Consider the following 23810-nt stretch of genomic DNA (forward strand, 5'->3'; position numbering starts at 1 on the left):
AGCAGACAAATGAGTGATCTCGTACCCACCGCTTCCGCCGATGACACGGCGACTGCCCATCCCCCGACCTCGGAGGGGCCAGGCACATCCGAGGAAGCGGCCAGCCTGTGGAGCGACGCCCGCAAGCAGCTGATCCGCAACCCCATCTTCTTGATCTCGGCGCTCTACATCCTCGTGGTCGGATCGATGGCGATCTTCCCGCAGCTGTGGACCGACGAGGACCCCCGCAACTGTCCCATCACCCGCAGCCGGCAGCCTCCGCAGGAGGGCCACCCGTTCGGGTTCAACATCCTCGGCTGTGACTACTACTCCCACGCCATCTACGGAGCGCAGCCGTCGCTGTCGATCGCCATCGGAGCCACCGTGGGGATCGTCATCATCGGCGGCACGCTCGGACTGCTCGCCGGGTTCTACGGTGGCTGGGTCGACAGCATCATCTCCCGGATCATCGACATCTTCCTGTCGCTGCCGTTCCTGCTCGGTGCGCTCGTCTTCCTCACCGTCGTCAAGGTGCAGAACATCCTGACGATCACGATGGTGCTGGTCATCCTCGGCTGGACGACGATCGCCCGCGTCATGCGAGGTGCCGTGCTGTCGGCGAAGAACCTCGACTACGTCCTTGCGGCGAGGTCGCTCGGGGCGGGGAACGGGCGCATCATGCTGCGGCACATCCTGCCGAACGCCGTCGCGCCCGTGACGGTGCTCGCGACGATCGCCCTCGGCAGCTTCGTCGCGGCCGAGGCAACGTTGACCTTCCTCGGCGTCGGCCTGCAGCCGCCGGAGGAGTCGTGGGGGATCATGATCACGGCCCACCAGGTCTACTTCCTGGAGTCACCGTGGCTGTTGATCTTCCCGATGGTTCTGCTCATCGGCACCGTGCTGAGCTTCATCCTCATGGGTGACGCGCTGCGCGATGCCCTCGACCCGAAGATGCGGTGACCTGATGACCACCGAAGCCCCAGCCAAGCCGGACTCGTCGGCTCGCTTCCTCAGCCAGCTCGACCTGACCGCCCCGCCCCTCGAGGTGCGGGACCTCCACGTCGAGTTCACCACCACGAGCGGCCGGGCCCACGCGGTCAACGGCATGAACTTCGTGCTCGACCAAGGTGAGACGCGGGCGATCCTCGGCGAGTCCGGATCTGGCAAGAGCGTCACGGCGCAGGCCATCATGGGCATCCTCGACACTCCCCCCGCGCAGATCACCAAGGGCGAGATCCTCTATCGCGGCGTCGACCTGCTCAAGATCTCCGACGAGGACCGTCGGCGGGTGCGGGCCAACCACATCGCGATGATCTTCCAGGACGCGCTCTCGGCCCTCAACCCGGTCTTCACCGTGGGCTTCCAGCTCGGGGAGCTCTACCGGAAGCACCGCGGGATGTCCCGTCAGGCCGCGAAGGCCAAGGCCGTCGAGCTGCTCGACATGGTGCGGATCCCGGCGGCCAAGGACCGGGTCAACGACTTCCCGCACCAGTTCTCGGGCGGGATGAGGCAGCGCGTCATGATCGCGATGGCCCTGGCCCTCGAGCCGGAGATCCTCATCGCGGACGAGCCGACCACGGCCCTCGACGTGACGGTCCAGGCGCAGGTGATGGGGCTGTTGTCCGAGCTCCAGGCCGAGCACAACATGAGCCTGATCCTCATCACCCACGACATGGGTGTCGTGGCTGACGTCGCCGACTCGATCTCGGTCATGTATGCCGGACGGGTCGTCGAGGACGCTCCGGTGCGCGACATCTACGCCCGGCCGGCCCACCCCTACACGAAGGCGCTGCTGGAGTCGATCCCGCGCGTCGACATGAAGGGGCAGCAGCTCGCCGTCATCAAAGGCCTGCCGCCGGTACTCACCAACATCCCGCCCGGCTGCGCCTTCCATCCTCGCTGCAAGTTCGCGCAGGACAACTGCAAGGTCCCGCCGGAGCCACCGCACTACGACGTCGACGTGGACCGGGTCGCCGCGTGCCACTACTGGAGGGAGGTCATCGACTCATGACCGACACCGTCAGCAACCCCAGCAACCCCAGCAACCCGAGCAACCCAGACGACCCGACCGCCCTGAGTTCCCCGGGGACCACGGACAGCACGCGGGACGGCGTGAACCGGATCGGCGAGGTCGTCCTCGAGACCAAGGGCCTGCGCAAGCACTACCCCTTGACCCAGGGCATCGTCTTCAAGAAGCAGGTGGGCGCGGTCCGCGCGGTCGACGGTGTCGACGTGCAGCTGCGCCGTGGCGAGACGCTCGGCGTCGTCGGCGAGTCCGGCTGTGGCAAGTCGACGCTCGCCCGCCTGCTCGTCGGCCTCGAGGAGCCGACGGAGGGGACGATCCTGCTCCAGGGACGGGACCTGTCGACGGTGTCGCCGCGCGACATGCGCAAGGTCCGCCGCAACATCCAGATGGTGATGCAGGACCCCTACACCTCGCTCAACCCCCGGATGACGGTCGGCGACATCATCGGGGAACCCTTCGACATCCATCCCGATGTCGTGCCGAAGAAGGGTCGCACGGCCCGAGTGCGCGAGCTGATCGACCTCGTGGGGCTCAACGCCGACCACATCAACCGCTACCCGCACCAGTTCTCGGGTGGACAGCGCCAGCGCATCGGCATCGCCAGGGCGCTCGCGCTCAACCCCGAGATCATCATCTGCGACGAGCCGGTCAGTGCGCTCGACGTGTCGATCCAGGCGCAGGTCGTCAACCTCCTCGAGCGCCTCCAGGACGAGTTCGGCCTCGCCTACGTCTTCATCGCCCACGACCTGTCGGTCGTGCGTCACATCGCGGACCGAGTGGCGGTGATGTATCTCGGCAAGATCGTCGAGACGGGCAACGAGGACGAGATCTACGAGCAGACGACGCACCCCTACAGCCAGGCGCTGCTCTCGGCCGTCCCGGTGCCGGACCCGACCCTGCGCGATCGCCGGACCCACATCATCCTGGAGGGCGACGTGCCCTCCCCGGCCAACCCGCCCTCCGGCTGTCGGTTCCGCACCCGCTGCTGGAAGGCCCAGGAGATCTGTGCCCAGGAGGAGCCGGCACTCATCACCCGGCCGGGCTCGGACCACCCGAGCGCGTGCCACTTCGCCGAGGCGAAGGACGTCGTCGGCGCGACGCTCTGACCCCTGACCGGAGATTCGCAGGAATCGTCTCGGTGGTCGTGTCGAGATGTGAGCTTCCCAGTCGACTCAGAGGTGAAAGGCAGTGAAACGCCCCACCTGAGTCGGAGGAAGTTCCATGAGCACGACCACCGAGACCGCGTCCGTCCAGCCCGACGGCACCCGGCGACCTTCAGCTCGCCAATGGATCGCCCTGGGCGTCCTGGCCCTGACCGCGCTGCTGCTGAGCCTCGACGTCAGCGTTCTCTATCTGGCCCTTCCCGCCCTGTCGGCTGATCTTGGTGCGAGCACCACTCAGCAGCTGTGGATGCTCGACATCTACTCCTTCGTTCTGGCGGGCTTCCTCGTGACGATGGGCGCCGTCGGGGACCGAGTCGGACGGAAGCGTCTCCTGCTCATCGGAGCGGTCGCCTTCGGTGTCGCGAGCGCCTGTGCGGCCTACGCCTCGTCGCCGGGTCAGCTCGTCATGTGGCGGGCGGTGCTCGGGATCGCGGGCGCGACCCTGATGCCGTCGACGATGGGCCTGATCCGCACGATTTTCACCGACGAGAAGTCGATGACGACCGCGATCGGCGTCTGGTTCAGCTGCTTCATGGGCGGCATGGCGGTCGGCCCGCTCGTGGGCGGTCTTCTGCTCCAGCACTTCTGGTGGGGCTCGGCCTTCCTGCTCGGCGTGCCCTTCATGGTCCTGCTCGTTCTCGTCGGGCACCGGGTGCTGCCCGAGTCCGACCGCCAGACCGGTGTGCGGATCGACCTCGTGAGCGCCGTGCTGTCGCTGGCGATGACCCTTCCGGTCATCAACGGCTTCAAGGAGATCGCCCGGGGCGGAAGCACGACCGCCGCGAGCGTGTGGATCACCATCGGGCTCGGAATGGCGGTCTTCTTCGTCCGCCGTCAGAGGAGCATCGACAACCCTCTCGTCGACCTCGCGCTGTTCCGGAGCAGGGCCTTCTCGACAGCGCTGACAGTGATGCTCATCGGCGGCGTCGTCATGGCGGGGGTCTCGTTCCTCAGCACGCAGTGGCTCCAGCTCGTCGCGGGGCTCGACCCGCTGGGCGCGGGCCTCTGGATGCTCCCGGCCAACCTGGCCCTGCTCGCTGGTTCGTCATCGTCCGCGTTGATCGCGCGCCGGCTCGGCACGGGCCGCACCATGGCCGGCGGTCTCGTCGTGTGCGCGGCGGGACTGGCCCTCTACACCCAGGTCGGACCGTCCGCCGGCCTCGGGTTGCTCGTCTTCGGCATGTGCCTGACCTCGTTCGGCATCATGGTCCCCTCGACGCTCACGATGTCGGTGATGCTGCAGTCCGCACCGCCGGAGCGTGCCGGCTCGGTCGCGTCGATGTCGGAGACCTCAGGCGAGTTCGGGATCGCGGTGGGGATCGCGGGCCTCGGCTCGCTCGCCACCTTCGTCTACCGGGACGAGCTCAGCCCGTATGCCGCTGAGCACGCTCCCGGCGCCGCGACCGTCGCGCTCGACTCCCTCGCAGGCGCGGTCCAGGCCGCTGCGGCCCTCCCCGGTACCGCTGGTCGGGAGCTGCTCTCTGCCGCACAGGACGCCTTCACCACGGGCCTCAACGTCGTTGCGGGGGTGGGCGCCGGGCTCTTCCTCCTCGTCGCAGCGGTGGCGCTCCGGGTGCTTCGCGGGGCCCACTGAGCGCACGGCGGCGTCCACCTGCCGAAATGCACTCGCATAATCGTGCCTTATGTAACACATAATGTGCCATGAGTCTCTCGCGCTTCCCCAGCATCGTCGACGACGTGACCGTCCGGCTCATCGCCGGCGTGGTCCTCCTCCTCTCCGCTACAGCCCTGGGCACCCAGCAGTGGTGGTTGCTCGCCGTCCTCGCGGTCGACTTCAGCCTGCGTGCCGCCCTCGGTCCGCACGCGAGCCCGGTCGCCCGGCTCGTCCAGCACTGGGTCCGGCCCCACGTCACGGCGACACCGCGACCCACGGCCGGCACCCCCAAACGGTTCGCCGCGGCGATCGGTGCGGTGCTGACCGTCACCGCAACCGCTGCGTGGCTCGTGCAGCTCGCCTCGGGATCCGGCGCAGCCTTCGCAGTGCTCGTCGGCAGCACGGTCGTCATGGTCGTCTTCCCCGCGCTCGAGTCCCTCCTCGGGATCTGCGTCGGGTGCGTCCTCTTCGGCCAGCTCATGAGAATCGGTGTGGTGCCCGAGGAGATCTGCCTCGACTGCGCCGACATCACGCGCCGAGCCGCGCTGCGCACCGCATCGTCCTGACGAGCGCCCACCCCGGCGGGCCACTGATGGGCGGTGTGGACCCTCAGGCGTCCTGCCCGACGCGACCCTCAGGACGGCTCAAGGCCCGCAGGGCGACCTTGTCGATCTTGCCGACCGGAAGCAGCGGCAGGTCCCTGCGCAGGTGGAACGTCTTGGGCACCTTGTAGTTCGCAAGGTGCGCTCGACAGTGCGCGTCGAGGTCTCTCGGGGAGATCGCATCGGAGATGGTCAGCACCCAGGCCTCGCCGACCTCGCCGAACATCGGGTCAGGCACTCCCAGCACGGCGGCCGTGCTCACCCCCGGGTGCAGCTCCAGGACCTGCTCGACCTCTCGGGGGTAGACGTTGTAGCCGCCGGACTTGAACATGTCCCGGAGCCGGCCCACGATCCGGAGCCGGCCGTCGGGCCCAACCTCGGCCAGGTCGCCGGTGCGCAACCAGCCGTCGTCGGTGACCGTGGCGGCGGTGTCCTCGGGCCGCCCCCAGTACCCGGTCATCACGGTCGGACCACGGACCTGCAGCTCCCCGGCGGACGGGGGATCGTCCTCGGCCTGCGGCGCCACCCGCACCTCGATCCGCGGGTCCGGCAGTCCGACCCAGTCGACGAGCTCCTCGTCGCCCGCGCCCTCCGGGGAGTAGAGGACCTCGCCGCCCGTCTCGGTCTGCCCGTAGCTCGTGTACAGCCGATCGCAGAACCGGCGGAGCCGCTCCACCAAGGGCCGCGACGCGGCGGCGCCACTCCAGATGAGGACCTGGACGGAGGCGAAGTCCTCGTCCGTGGGGGCTCCGCGGTCGAGGAGCAGCTGGTACATCGTCGGCACCTGGTGGATGACCGTGACACCGCGATCCCGGACGACGGTGGGCAGGGCGACAGGGTCGAACCGCTCCATCAGGACATTGGCCCCTCCGGCCACCAGGGCGTGACAGGCGATCTGAACTGCCCCGCCGATGTGGTTGATCGGGAGGTTGTTGAGGATCCGGAGGGGCTGCGCCCACCAGTGGGCACACTGGATCCGGGCCGTCGTCACCACGGACCGGTGGCTCAGCATCGCGCCCTTCGGCGTCCCGGTCGTGCCCGAGGTGTAGACGATCGCGACGGTGTCGTCGGCCGTCACCTCGGCGACGGCGGCCGCGAGAGCGTCGTCGGTGACCGACTGCCCGGTGGCGAGGACGTCGCGCCAGCCAGTCAGCCCCCGGGCGGCCCCGCCCAGGGACACCACCACGGCATCGGCGAGGCAGCCCTCGGCGAACGCGCCGAAGGTCTCCCGGTAGTCCCTCCCGTCGTACTCGGGCGTCACGACGACGAGCCGCGGCGCGGCGTCGCGGAGCACCACCTCGAGCTCATCGGAGGTGTGCCGTGGGTTGAGGCCCACCCAAGCCGCGCCGATGCGGGCAGCGGCCATGAAGTGTGCCAGGTGCACCGGGCTCGGCGGCGCGAGGATGGCCACCCGGTCGCCTCGCCGCACCCCCTGCGCGAGCATGGCGCGGGCCAGCTCGTTGATCTCGCCGTCGAACGCCTCATAGCTGAGGACGTCGGAAGGGGTGACGACTGCGTCCGCGTGCGGCGTGTGCCGGGCGAAGTACGCCGGGTAGTCGCCGATCCGGTCGAGCGCCGGTGTCCTGTCGAGGCCGGTCGCCGACGCGTGGATCGCCCCCTTCACGGCACCAGGGCCTCGAGCTCGAGCAGCCGCATCGTGTTCTCGCCCAGGAGTCGCCGCCGCGTGCTGTCCTTGAGCTCGATGGCCTCCCACTCGGCGAGCGCCCGGCCGTGGCTGAACACCGGCCAGTCCGTGGCGAAGAGGCAGTTCTCGCTGAGCATGTTGTCGATGAGCGACATCAGCGTCGCCCACCCGCTGTCGGGCCTGCGGAGGTAGCGCGGTGACATCCCACCGAAGTCGAAGGACACCGTCGGATGCCGGCGGACCACGGCGGCGAGCTCGGCGGCCCAGGGCCAGGCTGCGTGGCAGGCCACCAACCGCAGTCCGGGGAAGGCACAGGCGACCCGGTCGAGCAGCATCGGGTGCTCCGCCATCATCGGGCTCTTCCGGTCGTAGTTCACGCCGGTGTGGATGGCCACGACGAGACCGAGCTCGTCGGCCGCCGCATACACCGCGAAGAGCTCGCGGTCATCGATGCTGCGACCGAAGAAGGCCGGCTGGACGTTGATGCCCTTGAGGCCGAGCGCATGGCAACGCCGCACCTGACGAACCATCCTCGTGACGTCCCCCTGCCCCAGCGACACGGTCCCGAAGCCGGTCCGCTGCGCCGGTGCGGTCGCGACGAAGCCCGCCACCGACTCGTTCAGCGCATCGGCGATGTCGCCGAACTCATGCTCGGCGTGGACCACCGCGTGGTCGACACCGGCATCGTCGAGCTCGGCGACGAGATCGGCCTCCGTGCGTTGCAGGGACGCGGAGACCCCCAGGACCGAGTCGTACTGCGGGTAGTGGTCGGTGAAACCGTCGCGGACGTGCGCCGGCCAGAGCTCGAGCGGGAGCCGGACCCGGAAGTCGACGATCATGACCCCGCCCTCGCTGTCGCCTTCGCCCCGACCATGCCGTGGCCCCCGCGCTCCTCGTAGATCGCGAGGTACGGCGCGATGTCGCCCACGCTCACCTGCTCGGCGTCCACCTCGCCGCCCCCGGCATCGGTGGCGCGCAGCAGGCCCAGGCTCATCTGGACGAACCGCAGGCCGATGACGTCCTCCGACATCCGCCCCCGGGGCCGGTACCACGTCGCCACCTCGGTGCACATGCCGAGCAGCGCGAGGGTGGCGAGGCGCGGGTCGGCGACGGCGAACCGACCGGCCTCGATACCCCTGACGATCGTCTCGCGCCACAGGTCCTCGTACTCGTCGCGCATCGCCGTGATCCGCCGCTGGTTTGCGGGGCCCAGCTGGGCGACCTCCCGGTCGACGACCATCGCCTCCATCCGGTGCCGTGCGTGCACGGCCACATGGAGCTGAACGAGTCCGGCCAGGGTCGGCACCGGGTCGCCGCCCGTCGCGCGGGAGAGCTCGCGGGCTGCGTTGACCAGACCCGTCATTGCGCCGAACATCACCTGCTCGAGGAGGTCGTCCTTGGAGCCCATGTAGTGGTAGAGCGATCCCTGGGTCAGGCCCGACGCCACGGCGATGTCGCGGGTGCTGGTCCCGGCGAAGCCCTGGCGGGCGAAGAGGGTGAGTGCCGCCTGCCAGATGCGCTCGCCGGTTGATGCTCGTGTGTTCATGCTGGTCTCCCGGAGATCGGTTCGGACGGGTCGCGCCGCGGTGCCGACGATATCGAGCCCGTCAGGGCCCGCGCCGGGTTGGCGATGAGGAGCTGGTGCACCTCCGAGGAGGTCATCCCCATGCGGTGCATCAGCGGGACCACGCGATGGAGCACGTGGTGCAGGCCCTCCCCGCCGTAGCGACGCAGGTGCACCTTCGTGCAGATGTCCTGGCTGACCAGGACGCGGTCACCGAGTCCTGCGTCGAGCAGGGCACGGATGAGGCGCACCCTGCCGGCGTCGTTCGGCATGCCGGTGAAGCCGGGGACGAAGTAGTAGCTCGACTCCTGGCCGAAGAGGTCGAACTCGAGCATGCAGCCGGTGCGGGCGAGCTCGATCATGGCCGCGACCGAGGTGAGCGTGCGCTCCACGTGGCAGATGATGGTGCGGGTCGGGTCACCTCCCGCATCCTCGACCACCTCCATGGCCGCACGGGGGGAGTCCGGGTGCCGTCCGGGGTGGATCTGCAGCGCCACGCCGGTGCGACTCTGCGCCCGACAGGCCGCGCGCAGGGACCGCAGCTCGACCGGGTGGTGTGGCCAGGACAGGCCGACCTCGCCGATGAGGCCCGCCCGGATGCCGGTGTCACCGACACCGAGGGTCAGGTCGGACTCGATCTCCTCGGCAAGCGACTCCTCGGACCGTTCGTGGGTGTCCTCGCTCATCGACGCAGCGACGTACCATCCGGAACCCATGACGACGTTGACGCCGGTCCGGGTCGAGAGCTCGGCGAGCGCGTGCGGGTCTCGACCGATGCCGATGCTCGTGGCATCCACCACGGTGCGTCCGCCGGCGCGGGCGAACCAGCCGAGCTCGTCGGCGGCGACCTCGACGTCGTCGACCCGAAGCACGTCCTCGTTGAGCAGGTGGGCGGCGAGCTCGTAGCGATTGCCGAGCTCGAGGGGCTCGTCGCGTGCGGGGTCGGGGTCGCGGTCCTCCGGGAGGTACAGCCGGAAGTCGGACACCAGGTGCTCGTGCATCTGGGTGACGCCCAGATCCTCCGCCCGGAGCGGCCCGGTCACGGTCTGTACGACGGTCATGCGACGTGCACCCCTCCGTCCGCGAGGGCGAGCACCGGCACTCGCTGGTGCCAGGGCGCGGCCCGCTCCACCTGCCCTGCCAGCTGGAGCAGCTCCCAGTCTGCCCGAGGAGCGCCGACGAACTGCACACCGCCGGGGAGGCCGTCGGCGCGGACGTGCAGCGGAAGCGAGATCGCGGGCAGACCGAACATGTTGAAGGTGGAGGTGAAGCCGGCGTGGTGGTACGCCCGGAAGAGGACCGACATCGGGTCGACCTCGACCTCCTCGAAGAGCCAGCCGATGGGCGGCGGGCCCGAGGGGGTCGTCGGCGTGATCAGCGCGTCGAGTCGCCCCTCACTCCACGGCGTGAGGCACTGCGCCGTGACGCGCTGCATCGCGGCGACCGCCTCGACCACCGCCGGCACGCTGAGCTGCGCGGCCCGGCGGTGCAGCTCCCTCGTCAGCGGCTCGGTGCGCTCGAAGTCGACCCCGGGGAAGGCGCCATGAGAGGCGATCCAGATCGTGGTGAACAGCCGCTCGATCAGCTCGGGGTCGAAGCCGGGCAGGTCGACCTCGAAGACCTTGTGCCCGAGGTCGCTGAGCAGCGCTGCCGCTGCGTCCACCGCGCGCATGGCCTCGTCCTCGACGGGAACCGGCAGGCCCGGTCGGCGCAGCACACCGATGCGTTGCGGAGCCGGGTCCTCGGTGACGGCGTCTGCGAAGGGCCGGCCGGGCGCGGGGAGCACGTACCACCGGCGGGGGTCCTGGACGGACAGGATGTCGAGGGCCGCTGCGGTATCGGCGACGGTGCGGCTGAGCACCCCCTCCGTCGCGAAACCCGGCGAAGGGGTGTAGAAGTCCGCGACCCGTCCACGGCTGGGCTTGAGGCCGACCAGGCCGGTGAACGACGCCGGCTCACGGATCGAGCCACCCCCGTCACTGCCGTGTGCGATCGGCACGAGCCCGGCCGCGAGGCCTGCCGCGGCACCGCCGCTGGATCCTCCCGGGCTGCGCGTGAGATCCCAGGGGTTGCGGGTGGCTCCATGCATGGCGGACTCGGTCACCGAGATCGAACCGAACTCGGGGGACGTCGTCAAACCGACGAAGACGAAGCCGGCCGCACGCAACCGAGCCACGTACGGGTCATCGGCTTCGGCCGGGACGTCGGGGGTGCCGAACGAGCAGTATCGGTTGACCCAGCCCCGCACGTCGTTGAGACCCTTGACCGACAGCGGAACGCCGAAGAAGGGGGGCAGGTCCTCTTCTCCGCGGGCGAGCCGGTCGCCCATCGCGCGAGCCGCCGCGCGGGCTTCGTCGTCGGCGCGGAAGAGGAAGGAGTTCAGGGACGGGTCGAGCCGGTCGATGCGCTCGAGATAGAGGTCGAGAACCTCCAGCGGACTGACCTCTCCGTTGCGGATGGCGGCACTCCAGTCGAGCGCACTGCTGAACGGGCCGAGCATCAGGAATCCTCTCGTCGTGCGGGGTTGCGGGCGAGGACGCTCGCCGTGAGCGCATCACGGACGAAGGCGAGGACCTCGGCGGTCGCCTTTGCCGGAGTCCCCGAGTCGGTGGGTGGCGCTGGGTCGTACTCCAGTCCCAGCTGCACGGCCTCGGCGTAGCTGCGACCGTGGACGAGCTCGGTCATCGTCAGGGCCATGTCGATCCCGGCGGTGATCCCCGCGGACGTGATCACGTTGCCGGCGACCACCACGCGCTCCTCGCTGACGTCCACACCCAGCGACGCGAGCTCGTCCCGGAAGGCCCAGTGCGTGGCCGCCGAGCGTCCGTCGAGGATCCCCGCGCGGGCCAGGACGGCCGATCCGGTGCACACGGTGCCGAACCACGTGACGCCCTGCTGGACCTCGCGGAGCCAGCCGATCGCGGCCTTGTCAGCCATGGCGGAGTAGGGGTTGGAGCCACCCGGCACGACGACGATGTCGGGTTGCGGCACGTCCTCGAGGCCGAGGGGGACGTGCACCTCGATGCCCGTGTCGCAGACCAGTGTCCCCGGCCTGCTCGTCGCGAGCTGGATGGTCCGGTCAGGCCACCGGGCGAGCACTTCCCACGGACCGACGAAGTCCTGGGCGGTCGGCAGCTCATGCGGGACGAGGAACACGATGTGCATCGTTCTCCTTGGGTTCGGGATCGACAGGACGGACCGGATCGAGGGGGTGGTGACAGGCCAGGCGGTGGCCGCCCTGGGTCAGCACGGGACGGTCGAGGTGACAGATCTCGGTGGCCACCGGACAGCGTGGTGCGAACTGGCAGCCGCCAGGTGCGCTGTCGATCACCTCGCCCCGCAGCTCGAACCGCCGTGGACCGCGAGGCCGGAGGGAGGGCCGGGCGTCCAGCAGGCAGGCCGTGTAGGGATGGAGAGGGCGCTCGAGCACGGTGTCGACGGTGCCCTGCTCGACCAGGCGGCCCAGATACATCACCGCCACCTCGTCGGCGATCCACTCGACGGTGTGCAGGTCGTGGGTGATGAGCAGGACGCCGAGATCGTACTCGTCGGCCAACGTGCGGAAGAGGGCCACGGTCCCCGCCGCAACGGTGGCGTCGAGTGCGGCGGTAGCCTCGTCGGCGAGCAGGAACCGCGGCTTCAACGCGAGCGCTCGAGCGATGGCCACGCGCTGGCACTGGCCGCCGGAGAGCTGGGCAGGGAGGCGGTCCAGGAGCTCGTCGGAGAGGGACACGGAGTCGAGCAGGTCATGCAGCTTCTGGCCTCGACGGGGACCTTCCACGCCGACCACGGCGAGGGCTTCGGCCAACGCCTCGCGGACGCTTCGCCGCGGATTGAGCGAGGCCCGGGGGTTCTGGAAGATCATCTGCACGGCGTGCCGCTGCTCCCGGCTGCGACGGCGGCCGAGAGGGGTGTCGCCGAGCAGCACCTGACCGGCCGACGGCTCGGTGAGCCCGACGATGGCGCGGGCGATGGACGACTTGCCACACCCGGACTCGCCCACGAGCCCGACGACCCTGCCCGGCTCGATCGTCAGGGACACGCCATCCACCGCGCTCACCGTCCTCGACCCGAACCATGCCGGCACGCGGTAGTGCACCGACAGGTCCCGCACCACGAGGTTCACGGTGCTCGCCGTGCCGGGAGCCGGCTTCACCACCGCGTTCACGCTGCACCCCAGACCTGTGGCTCGTCCCGGTCCCGCACGCAGCTGCTGCCGACGCGAATGGCCAGCGGGTCCAGCCGCTCGATGGGAGCGACGCAGTCCGCTGTGGCGGCGGCGCACCGCCGGCGGTAGGGGCAGCCCGGGTCGGTGACGGGAAGCGCGCGGGCCAGGTTCCCCGAGCCGGCATCCTGGGCTCCGGTCGAGTAGGCGTCGATGAGCGCGCGCGTGTAGGGGTGTCGCGGCCGCTCCAACACGGTGTCGATGTCGCCGACCTCGACGACCCGGCCGGCGAACATCACGACGACGTCGTCGACGGCCGACCTGGCGACAGCGAGGTCATGGGTGACGAACACCACCGAGAGCCCCCGGCGGACACGCAGCTCATTGAGGAGGTCGACGATCTGGGCCTGCGTCGTGACGTCCAGCGCCGATGTCGCCTCGTCGCAGAGCAGCACCTCCGGGTGAGTGGCCAAGGCGATGGCCAGGACGATCCGTTGCCGCTGCCCGTTGGACAGCTGGTGCGGGAACGAGGCGGCGATCCGGGCCGGGTCGGCGAATCCGACCTCGGCGAGGAGGCCGTGCACTGTCGCTCGCGCGCGCCGTCGTGACACGTGGTCGTGGTGCGCGACCACCCCGGCTACGAAGGCGCCGACCCGCATCGTGGGGTCGAGGGCGGACAGCGGGTCCTGGAACACCATGGAGACACCGCGGCCACGAAGTTCTGCGGGGTCCTGGACGACCCGGGAGGGCCCGGCGCCGAGGGCGATCTCGATCCGTCCGCCGGCGAGGCGCACGCCGTCCGGCAGCAGCCCCATGAGTGACCGCAGCGTCATCGTCTTGCCGCTGCCGGACTCACCGATGATGCCGAGGGATCGCCCCTGGCCGAGCCGGAGCCCGGCCCCGTGGACGATGGGGCCTGCCGCGGACTCGATGGTCAGGGCCCCGGCACGGAGGACGTCGGTGGCGGTGAGGACGTCGGTGGTCATCAGTACTCCTTTCCGGGGTCGCCGACGCGGCGGGCGAGCCGACCGCTGGCCACGCCCAGAGCGACGAGGGCGAGCCCGGGAAAGACCGTGAGCCACCAGGCGTCCCTCAGGCGTGGGGCCCCGGTGGCGATCATCCGGCCGATCTCGAGGGTCCCGTCGGGGAGGGCGACGCCGATGAAGGCCAACGCCGCGATGGTCTGCACCGCCACACCCACGTGCGCTGCTGCGTAGACGAGCACCTGGTCGTAGCTGTTCGGGCCGACGTGTCGAGCCACGACGACGGTTCGGGGCAGGCCGATGAGCTCGGCGGCCTTGATGTACTCGAGGTTGCGCACGCGGGCGACTTCCGTGCGCGTGAGGCGCGCGTAGGGCAACCAGCCGAACAACGCGAAGCCGATGAGGATGGTCGACGGACTCGGTCCGAGGGAGAAGGCAAGCGCGATGAGGATGAGGGCCACCGGCAGGGCCTGCGTGAGGTCGGCGACCGCGACGAAGAGGCGGTCGAACCGACCACCGAGGTAGCCGGCCACCCCTCCGAGGAGCGCGCCGACGGCGAGGGAGACGAGCACGGCGAGCACGCCCAGGAGGATGTCGACGCGAAGGGCGTGCGCGGTCTGGGCCAGGACGTCCTGGCCGAGCAGGGTGGTGCCGAAGGGGTGCTGCCAGCCCGGAGCGGCAAGGCGGTCGCCGCCCACCGCCCTCGGGTCCGGCCAGAGCACCGGTGCCAGGGCCGCGAGGAGGACGAGCAGCACCATGGCCAGCCCTGCGGGTGAGCGAAGGCCGTGACCGACCGCGCCGGCGGCGCCCCTCACAGGGACCACCTCGGGTCGAGGAGGGCGACAGCGACATCGGCGAGCAGGTTCGCCAGCACGACGCAGATGCCCAGCACGAGGGTCAACCCCTGCACGACAGGGAAGTCCCGCTCGCGGACGGACTCGAACAGCAGGGTCCCGAGCCCGTTGATGTCGAAGCTCGACTCGACGAGCACAAGGCCGAAGACGATGTAGCCGGCTTGCAGGCCGAGCAGAGTGACCATCGGCGGCAGCGCATTGCGGATGGCGTGCCTGCGTACCACCGTGCCCGCGCCCAGCCCGGCTGCCCTGGCGGTCGTCACGTGGTCCGCCGCCATCACCCGGGCCATGGACTCCGACAGGCTCCTCACCAGCACCGGTGCGATCGCGGCGCTGATCGCCACGGTGGGCAGGACCAGGTGCTGGAGCCGGTCGCCCAGACCCTCCCCGAACCCGCCGACGGGGAACCAGGCGAGGCCGAGGGAGAAGACGAGGACGAGCACCAGCGCCAGCCAGTACGTCGGCAGGTTCATCGACACGAGGCTGGCCTGGTCCACGACGGTCCGCTCGAACCGGCTGCTGGTGCCCGCCCAGATACCGAAGGGGAGGGAGATGAGGGCGGACACCAGCAGGCCGAGGGCCGCCAGCCAGGCGGTGCGCGGCGCGCGCTCGGAGATCAGCGTCGTCACCGGTACCCCAGAACGGTTCGAGGTGCCGAGGTCGCCCTGGAGGGCGCGCGCGACCGCCGAGGTGAACTGCTGGACGATCCCGTCGTCGAGGTGGTAGGCCGCGCGAGTCGCGGCGAGCACCGCCTCGCTCGCTCGCGGCCCGGCGATCGCCCGGGCGGGGTCGCCCGGCGTGATCGCCTGCAACGCCACGGTGAGGAACAGCAGCACCAGGAGGAGCGGCGCCGCGCTGACGGCTCGGCGCACCAGGATCCGTGTGACGCGCACGGCTCAGCCGACCGACAGCTCGTCCAGGTAGTACCGGCTGTACGGCCGCACCTTGAGGCCGTGGACCGACTCGCTCACCGGCACCACGAGGGACGTCGACACGAGAGGCACGATGGGCCGTGCCTCGGCTGCCCACGACTCCAGGCCGCGCACCGCGGCGGCCTTTGCGTCCGCGTCAGCCGCCACGGCGAACGTGTTGAAGTGCTCGAGCAAGGGCTCCACCGGAGCGCCGGAGCCGAAGAACTTCGAGACGTACATGTAGAAGAACACGTCACCGGCCGTCGGGGAGACGTTGCTGTAGGTGCCGACCCCGATGTCGTAGTCGCCGCCGGCGACACGTTCGAGCAGGACCTGGAGGTCGAGCTCCTCGACCTCGACGTCGATGCCGACCGCCTCCAGGTCGGCTCGGATCAGCTCGATCTGCGGAGAGTCACCACTCGTCACTTCGGTGACGAGGTGCAGCTTCTCGCCGTCGTAGCCGGACTTCGTGAGAGCGGCTTTCGCGGCCTCCGGGTCGTGTCTCCACGCATCGCAGTCGCAGCCCACCGAACCGATGGTCCCGGGGGGCATGATGCCCTTGACCGGGGTCGCCAGCCCGTCGTAAGCGATCTCCACGAGCTGATCGCGGTTGATGGCATAGCTCACCGCCTCACGGAAGGCCGCATCCCGGCCGAGCTCCGAGGCGTAGTTGAAGATGACGTCGAGGTTCTTCGACGCAGGGTTCACCGTCTGCCGCCGGGACTCCGGCACCTGCCCTGCCAGAGTGGGGTCCAGTGACTCGATGATGTCGGCCTCACCGCTCTCGAACTGTGCGAGCTGTTGGCTCGGCGCGGACACGATCCGGTAGGTCACCTTGTCCAGCGGTGCAGGCTCGCCGTGGTAGCGGTCGTTGCGCGCCAGAACCGTCTCGACGCCTGCGGAGTACGTGTCCACGACGTAGGGGCCGGCGCCGACCGGGTCCTGGTAGAAGGCCTCTCGAGACTTCCCCGCGTAGTCCTTCGGCACGACCGGGGCGATGCCGCTGGCGAGGAAGTCCAGCAGGAAGGTGCTCGGCCGGGTCAGCGTGAGCTTGACGGTCGTCGGATCGACCGCCGTGGCGCTCGCGATGTCGGCGAACATCGAGCCGAGGCGCTCGCCCTTGACCCACTGCGTTGCGGAGAAGGCGACGTCCTCTGCCGTCAGGGGGGTGCCGTCGCTGAAGGTCACGTCCTTGCGGAGCGTGAACGTGTAGGAGGGCTCGGCCGCGTCGAACACCCAGGACTCGGCCAGAGCCGGCTCGATGGTGACGCCGTCCTTGGCCACGCGGACCAGGCCCTCGAGCACGTTGGGAAGGGTCACCCAGGAGGCGACGACTCGCGCCCCGTCAGGGTCCCAGCCGTCGATGTCGTTGGTCCGCAAGATCGTCAGCTCCTTGCGTGTCGGCTTCTCCGAGCTCGGGGAAGCCGATGCCTCGTCGTCCCCGGTCCCGCACGAGGCGAGGAACAGGGACGACGTCACCAGCACTGCAGCAAGCCCTGCAGTCAGCCCACGTCGAATGCTCATGGTGGGTGACGGTAGGCCCACGGAAGCACGTATGTCAATCAATCGACCGAACAATTTTCAGTCGATCGATTGACTGAGAGATGGTGCGGCCCCGATAGTTCTGCCATGACCTTCGACGTGCCAACTGCATTGCCGCCCAGCGCCACCCGTCCATCCTCCTTCGCGGCCGCGGACGTCCTGTGCCTCGACGAGAAACGCGTCGCGCGCACCTACGCGCCGCTGCCCGTCGTCGCTGCGTCCGCGTCGGGGGCCTGGGTCACCGACGTCGACGGGCGCCGTCACCTCGACCTGCTCTCGGCGTACTCGGCGATGAACTTCGGTCACGGCAACCCCCGCATCCTCGCCGCCGCCTCCGCCCAGCTCCACGAGCTGACCCTGGTCAGCCGCGCGTTCCACCACACGCGGCTCGGGGAGTTCGCCGACGCCCTGACCGGCCTGGTCGGCAAGGACCTCATGGTCCCGATGAACACCGGCGCGGAGGCGGTCGAGACCGCCATCAAGGCGGCGCGGAAGTGGGCCCACGAGGTCAAGGGCGTCCCCGAGGGCGAGGCCGAGATCGTCGTCGCCTCCGGGAACTTCCACGGCCGAACGACCACGATCATCAGCTTCTCCGACGACCCCGTCGCCCGCCGCGGCTACGGACCGTTCACCCCGGGCTTCGTGACCGTCCCCTACGGCGATGTCGAGGCGCTGAACGCGGCCGTCACGGACCGCACGGCGGCGGTGCTGCTCGAGCCGGTCCAGGGTGAGGCGGGGGTGATCATCCCCCCGGCCGACTACCTGCCACGGGTGCGCGCCCTGTGCACCGAACGCGACGTCCTGCTCGTCGCCGACGAGGTGCAGTCCGGGCTCGCCCGCACCGGTCGCACCCTCGCCTGTGAGCACGTCGGAGTCGAGCCAGACCTGATCATCCTCGGGAAGGCCCTCGGGGGCGGGGTGGTTCCGGTCTCGGCGGTGCTCGGTGACGCGGACGTGCTCGGGCTCTTCCGACCCGGGCAGCACGGGTCGACCTTCGGTGGCAACGCGCTGGCCTGCGCCGTCGGCCTCGAGGTCGTCGAGATCCTCCGTGAGGGGACCTTCCAGGAGCGCGCCGCCCGTTTGGGCGACCACCTGCGTGCACGTCTCGACGTCCTCGTCGGTCACGGCGTCGCCGCAGTCCGGGTCATCGGACTGTGGGCGGGCATCGACATCGACGAGGACCTCGCCTCCGGCCGGGACGTGTGCGAGCGGCTGGCGGAGCGCGGCATCCTCGCCAAGGACACGCACGGGTCGACGATCAGGTTCTCGCCACCACTGGTCATCGAGGAGGACGAGCTCGACCATGCCGTTGGCCAGCTCGGTGAGGTGCTCGCCGAACTCGGCTGAGCGTCAGGTGCCGGCCACGCGGACGCGGGCCCAGCGGCATACGGCCCCTTGTGTTGACAGTCCTGCAAGGATCGGCACATGGCTGAGTCGCGCACCCACCTCATCGGCCTGCTCCTCGGAGCCGAGGAGGACTGGCCCACGGCGTTCGAGGAACTGCTCGGGCTGGTCGGCCCCATCACCACCGACGACGGAGTCACCCACGAGCTGAGGGCCGAGCGCCTGACCATCGAGCCGTTCGACCTGCGCCAGCCGGTGCGGACCGAGCTCGTCATCGACCGGCTCGCCCACTGGTACTACCACCCGCGCGAATGGCTCAAGAAGGCGGCGCTCGTCGACGACACCTACCTGCTCAACAGCCCGTTCACCTTCCAGTCGATGGAGAAGCACAGCGCCTACTGCGCGCTCATGCGCCTCGGGCTCAAGGTGCCCCAGACGATCCTCGTGCCCTACAAGCACCCCGTGGACAACGTCCGCTGGGCCTACACCAGCGCGAAGTACAACCGTCCCTTCGACCTCAAGCAGATCGCGAACGACCTCGGCTACCCGCTCTACATGAAGCCGTTCGACGGCGGGGGCTGGCGTGGGGTCTCACGGATCGACGACGAGGGCGACCTGGTGCGCGCCTACGACGAGTCCGGCGAGATGCTCATGCACCTGCAGGCCACGATCGACTACGACGTCTTCGCCCGGGCCCTGTCGATCGGCCCCGAGACGATGGTGATGAACTTCCGGCCCGAGGAGCCGATGCACAACCGCTACGCCGTCAGCCACGGTTTCCTCAGCCCGAGCGCCGGACGGGAGACGGCGGCGATCAGCCGGATCGTCAACGCCTTCTTCGGCTGGGAGTTCAACTCGTGCGAGATGCTCGTCACGGGCGACGACGTCTACCCCATCGACTACGCCAACGCCTGCCCGGACGTCGCCGTCACCTCGCTGCACTACTACTTCCCATGGGCCATCAAGGCTCTCGTGCGGTGGACGGCCTACTGCCTCGTCACGGGCCGGCGCTCCAGGACGGTCGACCTCGAGACGCGCCGCTACTTCGACGTGGCCGACCGCGACGACCTCGACGACGACGAGAAGCTCGACGCCTACCTCGCGATCGCGGACGAGTACTTCGAGACCGCTGCCTACCAGGAGTGGTGCGCCCGGCACCTGGCCCACTTCGACGCGGCCGCCCTCGAGTGGTTCCGGAGCGACGCCTTCACCCGGATGCTGCGGCACACCGTCGACGCGACCTATCCCGAGCACGAGCGGGAGCGGTTCCTCGCGCACTTCCACGGCCTCGTCGGCCTGTGGACGCAGGACGAGGGGGCCCGGCTCGACGTCGCCCACTAGGCCGTATGCCGCTGGGCCCGGCGTCCAGCTCGCGTGTCCTTCCGCGTCAGTCGGGTAAGGGCGGGCTGTCCCACCCGTCCAGCACCCATCGACGTCGAGCACGGCGTCCGAGCCGAAAGGGATGAGCCGATGTCCAAGAAGGTCGCGTTCCTCGTCGCCGCCGAAGGGATCGAGCAGGTCGAGCTGACCGAGCCGTGGAAGGCCGTGACCGACGCCGGTCACGAGGCCGTCCTCGTCAGCCCCGAGCCGGGCACGGTCCAGATGTTCCACCACCTCGACAAGGCCGACACGAAGCAGGTCGATGTCACCGTCGCCGACGCCCGGGTGGACGGGTTCGACGCGCTGGTCCTCCCCGGCGGTGTCGCGAACCCCGATGCCCTGCGCCAGGACCAGCAGGCCGTGGCCTTCGTCAGGGAGTTCGTCGCCGCGGGCAAGCCCGTGGCCGTCATCTGCCACGCCCCGTGGATGCTCGTCGAGGCAGACGTCGTGTCGGGGCGGCGGCTCACGTCGTGGCCGAGCATCAAGACGGACATCCGCAACGCCGGTGGCGAGTGGGTCGACGAGCCGGTGGTCCAGGACGGCAACATCACGACGAGCCGCAAGCCTGACGACCTGCCGCAGTTCTGCTCGGCGCTGCTCGAGTCGCTCCAGCACGGCGCAGCCTCCGCTCCGACCGCCGCGGCCGGCTCCGCCTCCTGAGGGAGGTAGTCCGGCGACTCGCTTGGGTACGTCACTGGTGGCGGGGGCCCCGAGCGAGGAAGATGCAGCATGCCGGATTCTCCACGACGACGCAGACGACTCACCGTCGTCTACAACCCGATCAAGGTCGAGGACCTCGACGCCGACCAGGCAGTCGTCGCCGAGGCCTGCCGCCGACACGGTTGGGACGAACCGTCGTGGATCGAGACGACGGCGGAGGAGACCGGCGAGAAGCAGGGCCGTGAGGCGGTCGAGGCGGGAGCGGACGTCGTCGCGACGCTCGGCGGTGACGGCACCGTGCGCGCAGTCGCGACTGCGCTCGTCGGGACCGACGTCGCGCTCGGCCTGCTGCCGGGCGGAACGGGCAACCTCCTCGCCCGCAACCTCGACCTGCCGGTCGACTCGACGGAGCACGCGATGGAGCCCCTCCTCACCGGGTCGGACCTGCGCATCGACGTCGGGTTCGTGACCGCTGACGAGGACCCGGAGGAGGTCTTCCTCATCATGACCGGGCTCGGCTTCGACGGCGAGGTCATGGCGGGGACGAGCGAGCGGGTGAAGGGCGTGCTCGGCTGGCCCGCCTACGTGATGTCCGGCGTCGCGAACCTGTTCAACCGGGGCTTCCCGGTGACCGTGGCCGCGTCGGGCGCGAGTGGCGTCGTCGGCGCCCCCGGCGACCGGCTTCGGCGCCACGCCCGCACCGTCATCGTCGGCAACTGCGGCACGCTCCAGGGCGGGATCGAGCTCATGCCGGAGGCCGTCGTCGACGACGGGATCCTCGACGCCGTCGTCATCGCCCCCCGCGGACTGTTCGGGTGGGCCTCCGTGCTCGCCGACATCAGCACGAGGCATCGCGTCGGGCACCAGCGCCTTGACCGGATGCGGGGCAGCGAGTTCAGCATCGAGTCGGCGCGACCCACGGAGGCGGAGATCGACGGCGACCCCATCGGCGAACGGCGCCGGCTGCAGATCCGCATCGAGCCCCAGTCCCTCCTGGTGCGCCATGCCTGACCGGGCGGCCGACCGTGCCGCGAACCCATCCGTGAACCCGTCGACCGACCCGGCGGGCCGGTCAGTCGACCCGTCCCGGGACTCGGCCGCCCACCGACCCGCACCCGCGCTGGCAGCGCGCTCAGCGGCATACGGTCGGGGTCGACGGATGCTCAAGGCCGTCGGCTACGGCCTCGTCTTCGCCGTCCCGGTGACGCTCCTCGCTTTCGTCGTGCGGCAGAAGTTCCTGCCCGTCATCGAGTTCGACGAAGCCGTCATCGCCGCTGCGACCGACGTGACCCGCGAGAACCCTGGGCTGCGCCAGGTCCTCGTCGTCTGGCAGGAGCTGACGCAGCCGAAGTGGCCCTACATCGCCGCGACGATCCTGTGCATCGTCGTCTGGAAGCGCCATCACCTCAAGACCCGAGCCCTGTGGGCCTTCGTCACGATGATGGTGGCCTGGAACCTCCAGCTGCTCCTCAAGGAGATCGTCCAGCGCGCCCGCCCCGTGGTCAGCGACCCGGTGTCCCACGCCCCGGGCTACAGCTTCCCCTCCGGCCACGCCGCCAACGCCGCGGCGGTCGCCACCATCGTGACCCTCCTGGTCTGGCCGGTCCTCAGCCGGCGCGGTCGTCGGATCATGCTGGTCAGTGCCGTCGCCTATGCGGTGATCACGGCCGCCGACCGCGTGTTCCTCGGGGTGCACTTCCCGTCGGACGTCACCGCGGGCCTGCTCTTCGGCGCGGGCCTCGGCATCGCGTCCTACGTGGGCTACCTCGGCTGGAACCCCAGCCACCGTCACGCCCCGCCGCCGCCCGAGGGCACGGCCGGTCCCGAGCCGCACGAGCTCAATCCCCTTCCCCCTGAAGAAAGCGACGACGATGAGCGTTGACCTCCACCGCTGGCGGCGGGACGAGTCCAGACCCAGCGCGGGGGAGGCGTGGCGCGACGCCGCGGCCCGAGTGCTCGGACCGAGCGTGGCGCTCTTCGCCGTCATCGTCGGCGTGGGCTGGCTCATCATGGGACCGTTCGGCGGCCTCCAGGACGAGATCGCCGTCAACGAGGAGCTCCAGGAGGGGAGGTCGTTCACGCCCTTCTGGAACGTCACGACCGACATCTGGTCACGCCTCGGCAACACCGAGATCATCATCGGCACGTGTGCCGTCATCAGCCTGATCATCCTGTGGCGGACGAGGCAGTGGTGGTACGCCGTCATCCCGGCGATCGCGATCTCGATCCAGGCGACCGTCTTCGTCATCGCCGCGTGGATCGTGGGACGCGAGCGGCCGGACGTCGAGAAGCTCGACCCTGCGCCGCCGACGTCGAGCTATCCCAGCGGGCACGTCGGCGCGTCGACGGCCCTCTACCTCACCTTCGCCTTGATGGCGCAGCGCATCGAGCGGCGCTGGCTGCGTCGGCTCGTCACCGCAGTGTGCATCCTCGTCCCCGTCCTCGTGTCCTACGCACGGCTCTACCGGGGGATGCACCATCTCACTGACGTGCTGCTCGGCGTCGTCAACGGCGTCGTCTGCGCGCTCCTTGCCTGGCACTGGCTGCGTCGGAGGCGCAGCTGAGCCGCTGCTGCGTGGCGGTCAGACTCGCGCCTTCTTCGCCCGCACCAGCGAGTAGATGCCGAAGGCGACGAATCCCAGCGCGACGAGCGTGAGGAGCCACTGGCCGGCGGGCGCCTCGAGCATCGTCTTGAGGGCGCCGTCGAGACCGGTGGCCTCCTCGGGGTCGTTCTGGACGGCGGCGAGGACGAAGAGGCCGCCGACGACGACGAGGGCGACCCCCTTGGCGATGTAGCCGAAGCGGGCGAGCTTCTCGACGGCAGGTCCGGGGTGCTCGACGAGGTCGGACAGGAACTTGCGCTTCCACCCCTTGTGGACGTGGTAGGCGCCGACGCCGATGACGACGAGGCCGACGATGACGACCAGCGCGGTGCCGAGGGGCTGGCTCATCAGGGTGGTCGTGAAGTCAGAGGACTGCTCCGAGCTCGAGGAGCTGCCACCCCGGGCGAACCCGAACGCCGTCCAGGACAGGACGAGGTAGGTGATGCCCTTCGCGACGTACTTGAGCCGCTCCTTCGCCTCGTCCCTGCTGACGATCGCCTGGATGAGCTGCCACAGCCCGAGGCCCAGCCAGCCGATGACGCCGACCCAGAGGATGACCATGCCGACGGTGTTGGAGGCGAGGGCGCTCAGCGCACCGGACTGGTCTGCGCTCCCCGAGCCGCCGAGGCCCCACGCGACCTGGAGCGCGATCCAGCCGATCAGGAGGTGGAGGACCCCGTTGACCGCGTAGCCGGCCCGAGCCGCCATCTGCAGCGCGTCCTGGTTGCCTGCCTCGCGCGCCGCCTGCTTGACGCTGTGTTCTTCCATGTCTCC

The 23810-nt window shown here is 69.9% G+C and carries 23 protein-coding genes; 11 read left to right on the forward strand and 12 right to left on the reverse strand.

Going from position 1 to position 23810, the window contains the following annotated elements:
- The first annotated feature begins 9 nt into the window (after positions 1-9).
- The 5 genes from LOY02_RS00470 (at position 10) to LOY02_RS00490 (ending at position 5349) form a co-directional block, all read left to right on the forward strand.
- Positions 10-939, forward strand: coding sequence for an ABC transporter permease (locus tag LOY02_RS00470; RefSeq protein WP_317180345.1), 930 nt, complete (start codon positions 10-12; stop codon positions 937-939).
- A gap of 4 nt (positions 940-943) precedes the next feature.
- Positions 944-1990 (forward strand): ABC transporter ATP-binding protein, encoded by a 1047-nt coding sequence (locus tag LOY02_RS00475; protein ID WP_317180346.1) that lies wholly within the window; start codon positions 944-946, stop codon positions 1988-1990.
- Positions 1991-2100: 110 nt separating this feature from the next.
- Complete coding sequence (locus tag LOY02_RS00480; protein ID WP_317180400.1) at positions 2101-3111, forward strand: dipeptide ABC transporter ATP-binding protein; 1011 nt, start codon at positions 2101-2103, stop codon at positions 3109-3111.
- A gap of 115 nt (positions 3112-3226) precedes the next feature.
- The gene (locus LOY02_RS00485) at positions 3227-4762 is read left to right on the forward strand and encodes an MFS transporter (protein WP_317180347.1); all 1536 of its coding nucleotides are present in this window, start codon (positions 3227-3229) and stop codon (positions 4760-4762) included.
- A 68-nt stretch (positions 4763-4830) separates the two neighbouring features.
- Positions 4831-5349: a DUF4395 domain-containing protein gene (locus LOY02_RS00490; RefSeq protein WP_317180348.1), complete on the forward strand. Its 519-nt coding sequence runs from the start codon at positions 4831-4833 to the stop codon at positions 5347-5349.
- 43 nt (positions 5350-5392) lie between these two features.
- Here the strand turns inward: LOY02_RS00490 and LOY02_RS00495 are convergent, their stop codons facing one another.
- Genes LOY02_RS00495 through LOY02_RS00545 form a run of 11 tightly spaced genes read right to left on the reverse strand, consistent with a single transcriptional unit; the run spans position 5393 to position 17031 of the window.
- On the reverse strand, positions 5393-7009 hold the full coding sequence (locus tag LOY02_RS00495) for a class I adenylate-forming enzyme family protein (protein WP_317180349.1): 1617 nt from the start codon (positions 7007-7009) through the stop codon (positions 5393-5395).
- Positions 7006-7869 carry an amidohydrolase family protein gene (locus LOY02_RS00500; RefSeq protein WP_317180350.1) on the reverse strand — a complete coding sequence of 288 codons (864 nt, stop codon included), beginning with the start codon at positions 7867-7869 and terminating at the stop codon, positions 7006-7008. The genes LOY02_RS00495 and LOY02_RS00500 overlap by 4 nt, the downstream gene beginning before the upstream one ends.
- On the reverse strand, positions 7866-8576 hold the full coding sequence (locus LOY02_RS00505; RefSeq protein WP_317180351.1) for a TetR/AcrR family transcriptional regulator: 711 nt from the start codon (positions 8574-8576) through the stop codon (positions 7866-7868). The genes LOY02_RS00500 and LOY02_RS00505 overlap by 4 nt, the downstream gene beginning before the upstream one ends.
- Positions 8573-9655 carry a hypothetical protein gene (locus LOY02_RS00510; protein WP_317180352.1) on the reverse strand — a complete coding sequence of 361 codons (1083 nt, stop codon included), beginning with the start codon at positions 9653-9655 and terminating at the stop codon, positions 8573-8575. Before LOY02_RS00510 ends, LOY02_RS00505 begins: the two co-directional genes overlap by 4 nt.
- Positions 9652-11094 (reverse strand): amidase, encoded by a 1443-nt coding sequence (locus LOY02_RS00515; RefSeq protein WP_317180353.1) that lies wholly within the window; start codon positions 11092-11094, stop codon positions 9652-9654. Before LOY02_RS00515 ends, LOY02_RS00510 begins: the two co-directional genes overlap by 4 nt.
- On the reverse strand, positions 11094-11759 hold the full coding sequence (locus tag LOY02_RS00520) for a DJ-1/PfpI family protein (protein ID WP_317180354.1): 666 nt from the start codon (positions 11757-11759) through the stop codon (positions 11094-11096). Before LOY02_RS00520 ends, LOY02_RS00515 begins: the two co-directional genes overlap by 1 nt.
- Positions 11731-12762, reverse strand: a complete 1032-nt coding sequence (locus LOY02_RS00525; protein WP_317180355.1) for an ABC transporter ATP-binding protein — start codon at positions 12760-12762, stop codon at positions 11731-11733. Before LOY02_RS00525 ends, LOY02_RS00520 begins: the two co-directional genes overlap by 29 nt.
- The gene (locus tag LOY02_RS00530; protein WP_317180356.1) at positions 12759-13745 is read right to left on the reverse strand and encodes an ABC transporter ATP-binding protein; all 987 of its coding nucleotides are present in this window, start codon (positions 13743-13745) and stop codon (positions 12759-12761) included. The genes LOY02_RS00525 and LOY02_RS00530 overlap by 4 nt, the downstream gene beginning before the upstream one ends.
- Complete coding sequence (locus LOY02_RS00535; protein ID WP_317180357.1) at positions 13745-14557, reverse strand: ABC transporter permease; 813 nt, start codon at positions 14555-14557, stop codon at positions 13745-13747. The genes LOY02_RS00530 and LOY02_RS00535 overlap by 1 nt, the downstream gene beginning before the upstream one ends.
- The gene (locus LOY02_RS00540) at positions 14554-15489 is read right to left on the reverse strand and encodes an ABC transporter permease (RefSeq protein WP_317180358.1); all 936 of its coding nucleotides are present in this window, start codon (positions 15487-15489) and stop codon (positions 14554-14556) included. The genes LOY02_RS00535 and LOY02_RS00540 overlap by 4 nt, the downstream gene beginning before the upstream one ends.
- A 3-nt stretch (positions 15490-15492) precedes the next feature.
- Positions 15493-17031, reverse strand: coding sequence for an ABC transporter substrate-binding protein (locus LOY02_RS00545; protein ID WP_317180359.1), 1539 nt, complete (start codon positions 17029-17031; stop codon positions 15493-15495).
- Between the two features lie 105 nt (positions 17032-17136).
- Between LOY02_RS00545 and rocD the strand changes: the two genes are divergently transcribed.
- The 6 genes from rocD to LOY02_RS00575 all read left to right on the forward strand — a co-directional run bounded on the left by rocD (position 17137) and on the right by LOY02_RS00575 (position 22997).
- Positions 17137-18396, forward strand: a complete 1260-nt coding sequence (gene rocD / locus LOY02_RS00550) for an ornithine--oxo-acid transaminase (protein WP_317180360.1) — start codon at positions 17137-17139, stop codon at positions 18394-18396.
- Between the two features lie 78 nt (positions 18397-18474).
- Complete coding sequence (locus tag LOY02_RS00555) at positions 18475-19734, forward strand: hypothetical protein (protein ID WP_317180361.1); 1260 nt, start codon at positions 18475-18477, stop codon at positions 19732-19734.
- Positions 19735-19863: 129 nt separating this feature from the next.
- Positions 19864-20433 (forward strand): type 1 glutamine amidotransferase domain-containing protein, encoded by a 570-nt coding sequence (locus LOY02_RS00560; RefSeq protein ID WP_317180362.1) that lies wholly within the window; start codon positions 19864-19866, stop codon positions 20431-20433.
- Positions 20434-20502: 69 nt separating this feature from the next.
- Entirely contained in the window at positions 20503-21444 is a 942-nt protein-coding gene (locus LOY02_RS00565) for a diacylglycerol/lipid kinase family protein (RefSeq protein ID WP_317180363.1), read from the forward strand.
- Between the two features lie 148 nt (positions 21445-21592).
- Positions 21593-22315: a phosphatase PAP2 family protein gene (locus LOY02_RS00570; protein WP_317180364.1), complete on the forward strand. Its 723-nt coding sequence runs from the start codon at positions 21593-21595 to the stop codon at positions 22313-22315.
- On the forward strand, positions 22305-22997 hold the full coding sequence (locus LOY02_RS00575; protein ID WP_317180365.1) for a phosphatase PAP2 family protein: 693 nt from the start codon (positions 22305-22307) through the stop codon (positions 22995-22997). The genes LOY02_RS00570 and LOY02_RS00575 overlap by 11 nt, the downstream gene beginning before the upstream one ends.
- Positions 22998-23015: 18 nt before the next feature.
- On the opposite strand, the gene LOY02_RS00580 is transcribed toward LOY02_RS00575, so the two are convergent.
- Complete coding sequence (locus LOY02_RS00580) at positions 23016-23804, reverse strand: DUF1206 domain-containing protein (protein ID WP_317180366.1); 789 nt, start codon at positions 23802-23804, stop codon at positions 23016-23018.
- Between the last annotated feature and the right edge of the window lie 6 nt (positions 23805-23810).

The organism is Intrasporangium sp. (assembly GCF_032907665.1).
In the GTDB taxonomy this organism is placed as follows: domain Bacteria; phylum Actinomycetota; class Actinomycetes; order Actinomycetales; family Dermatophilaceae; genus Intrasporangium.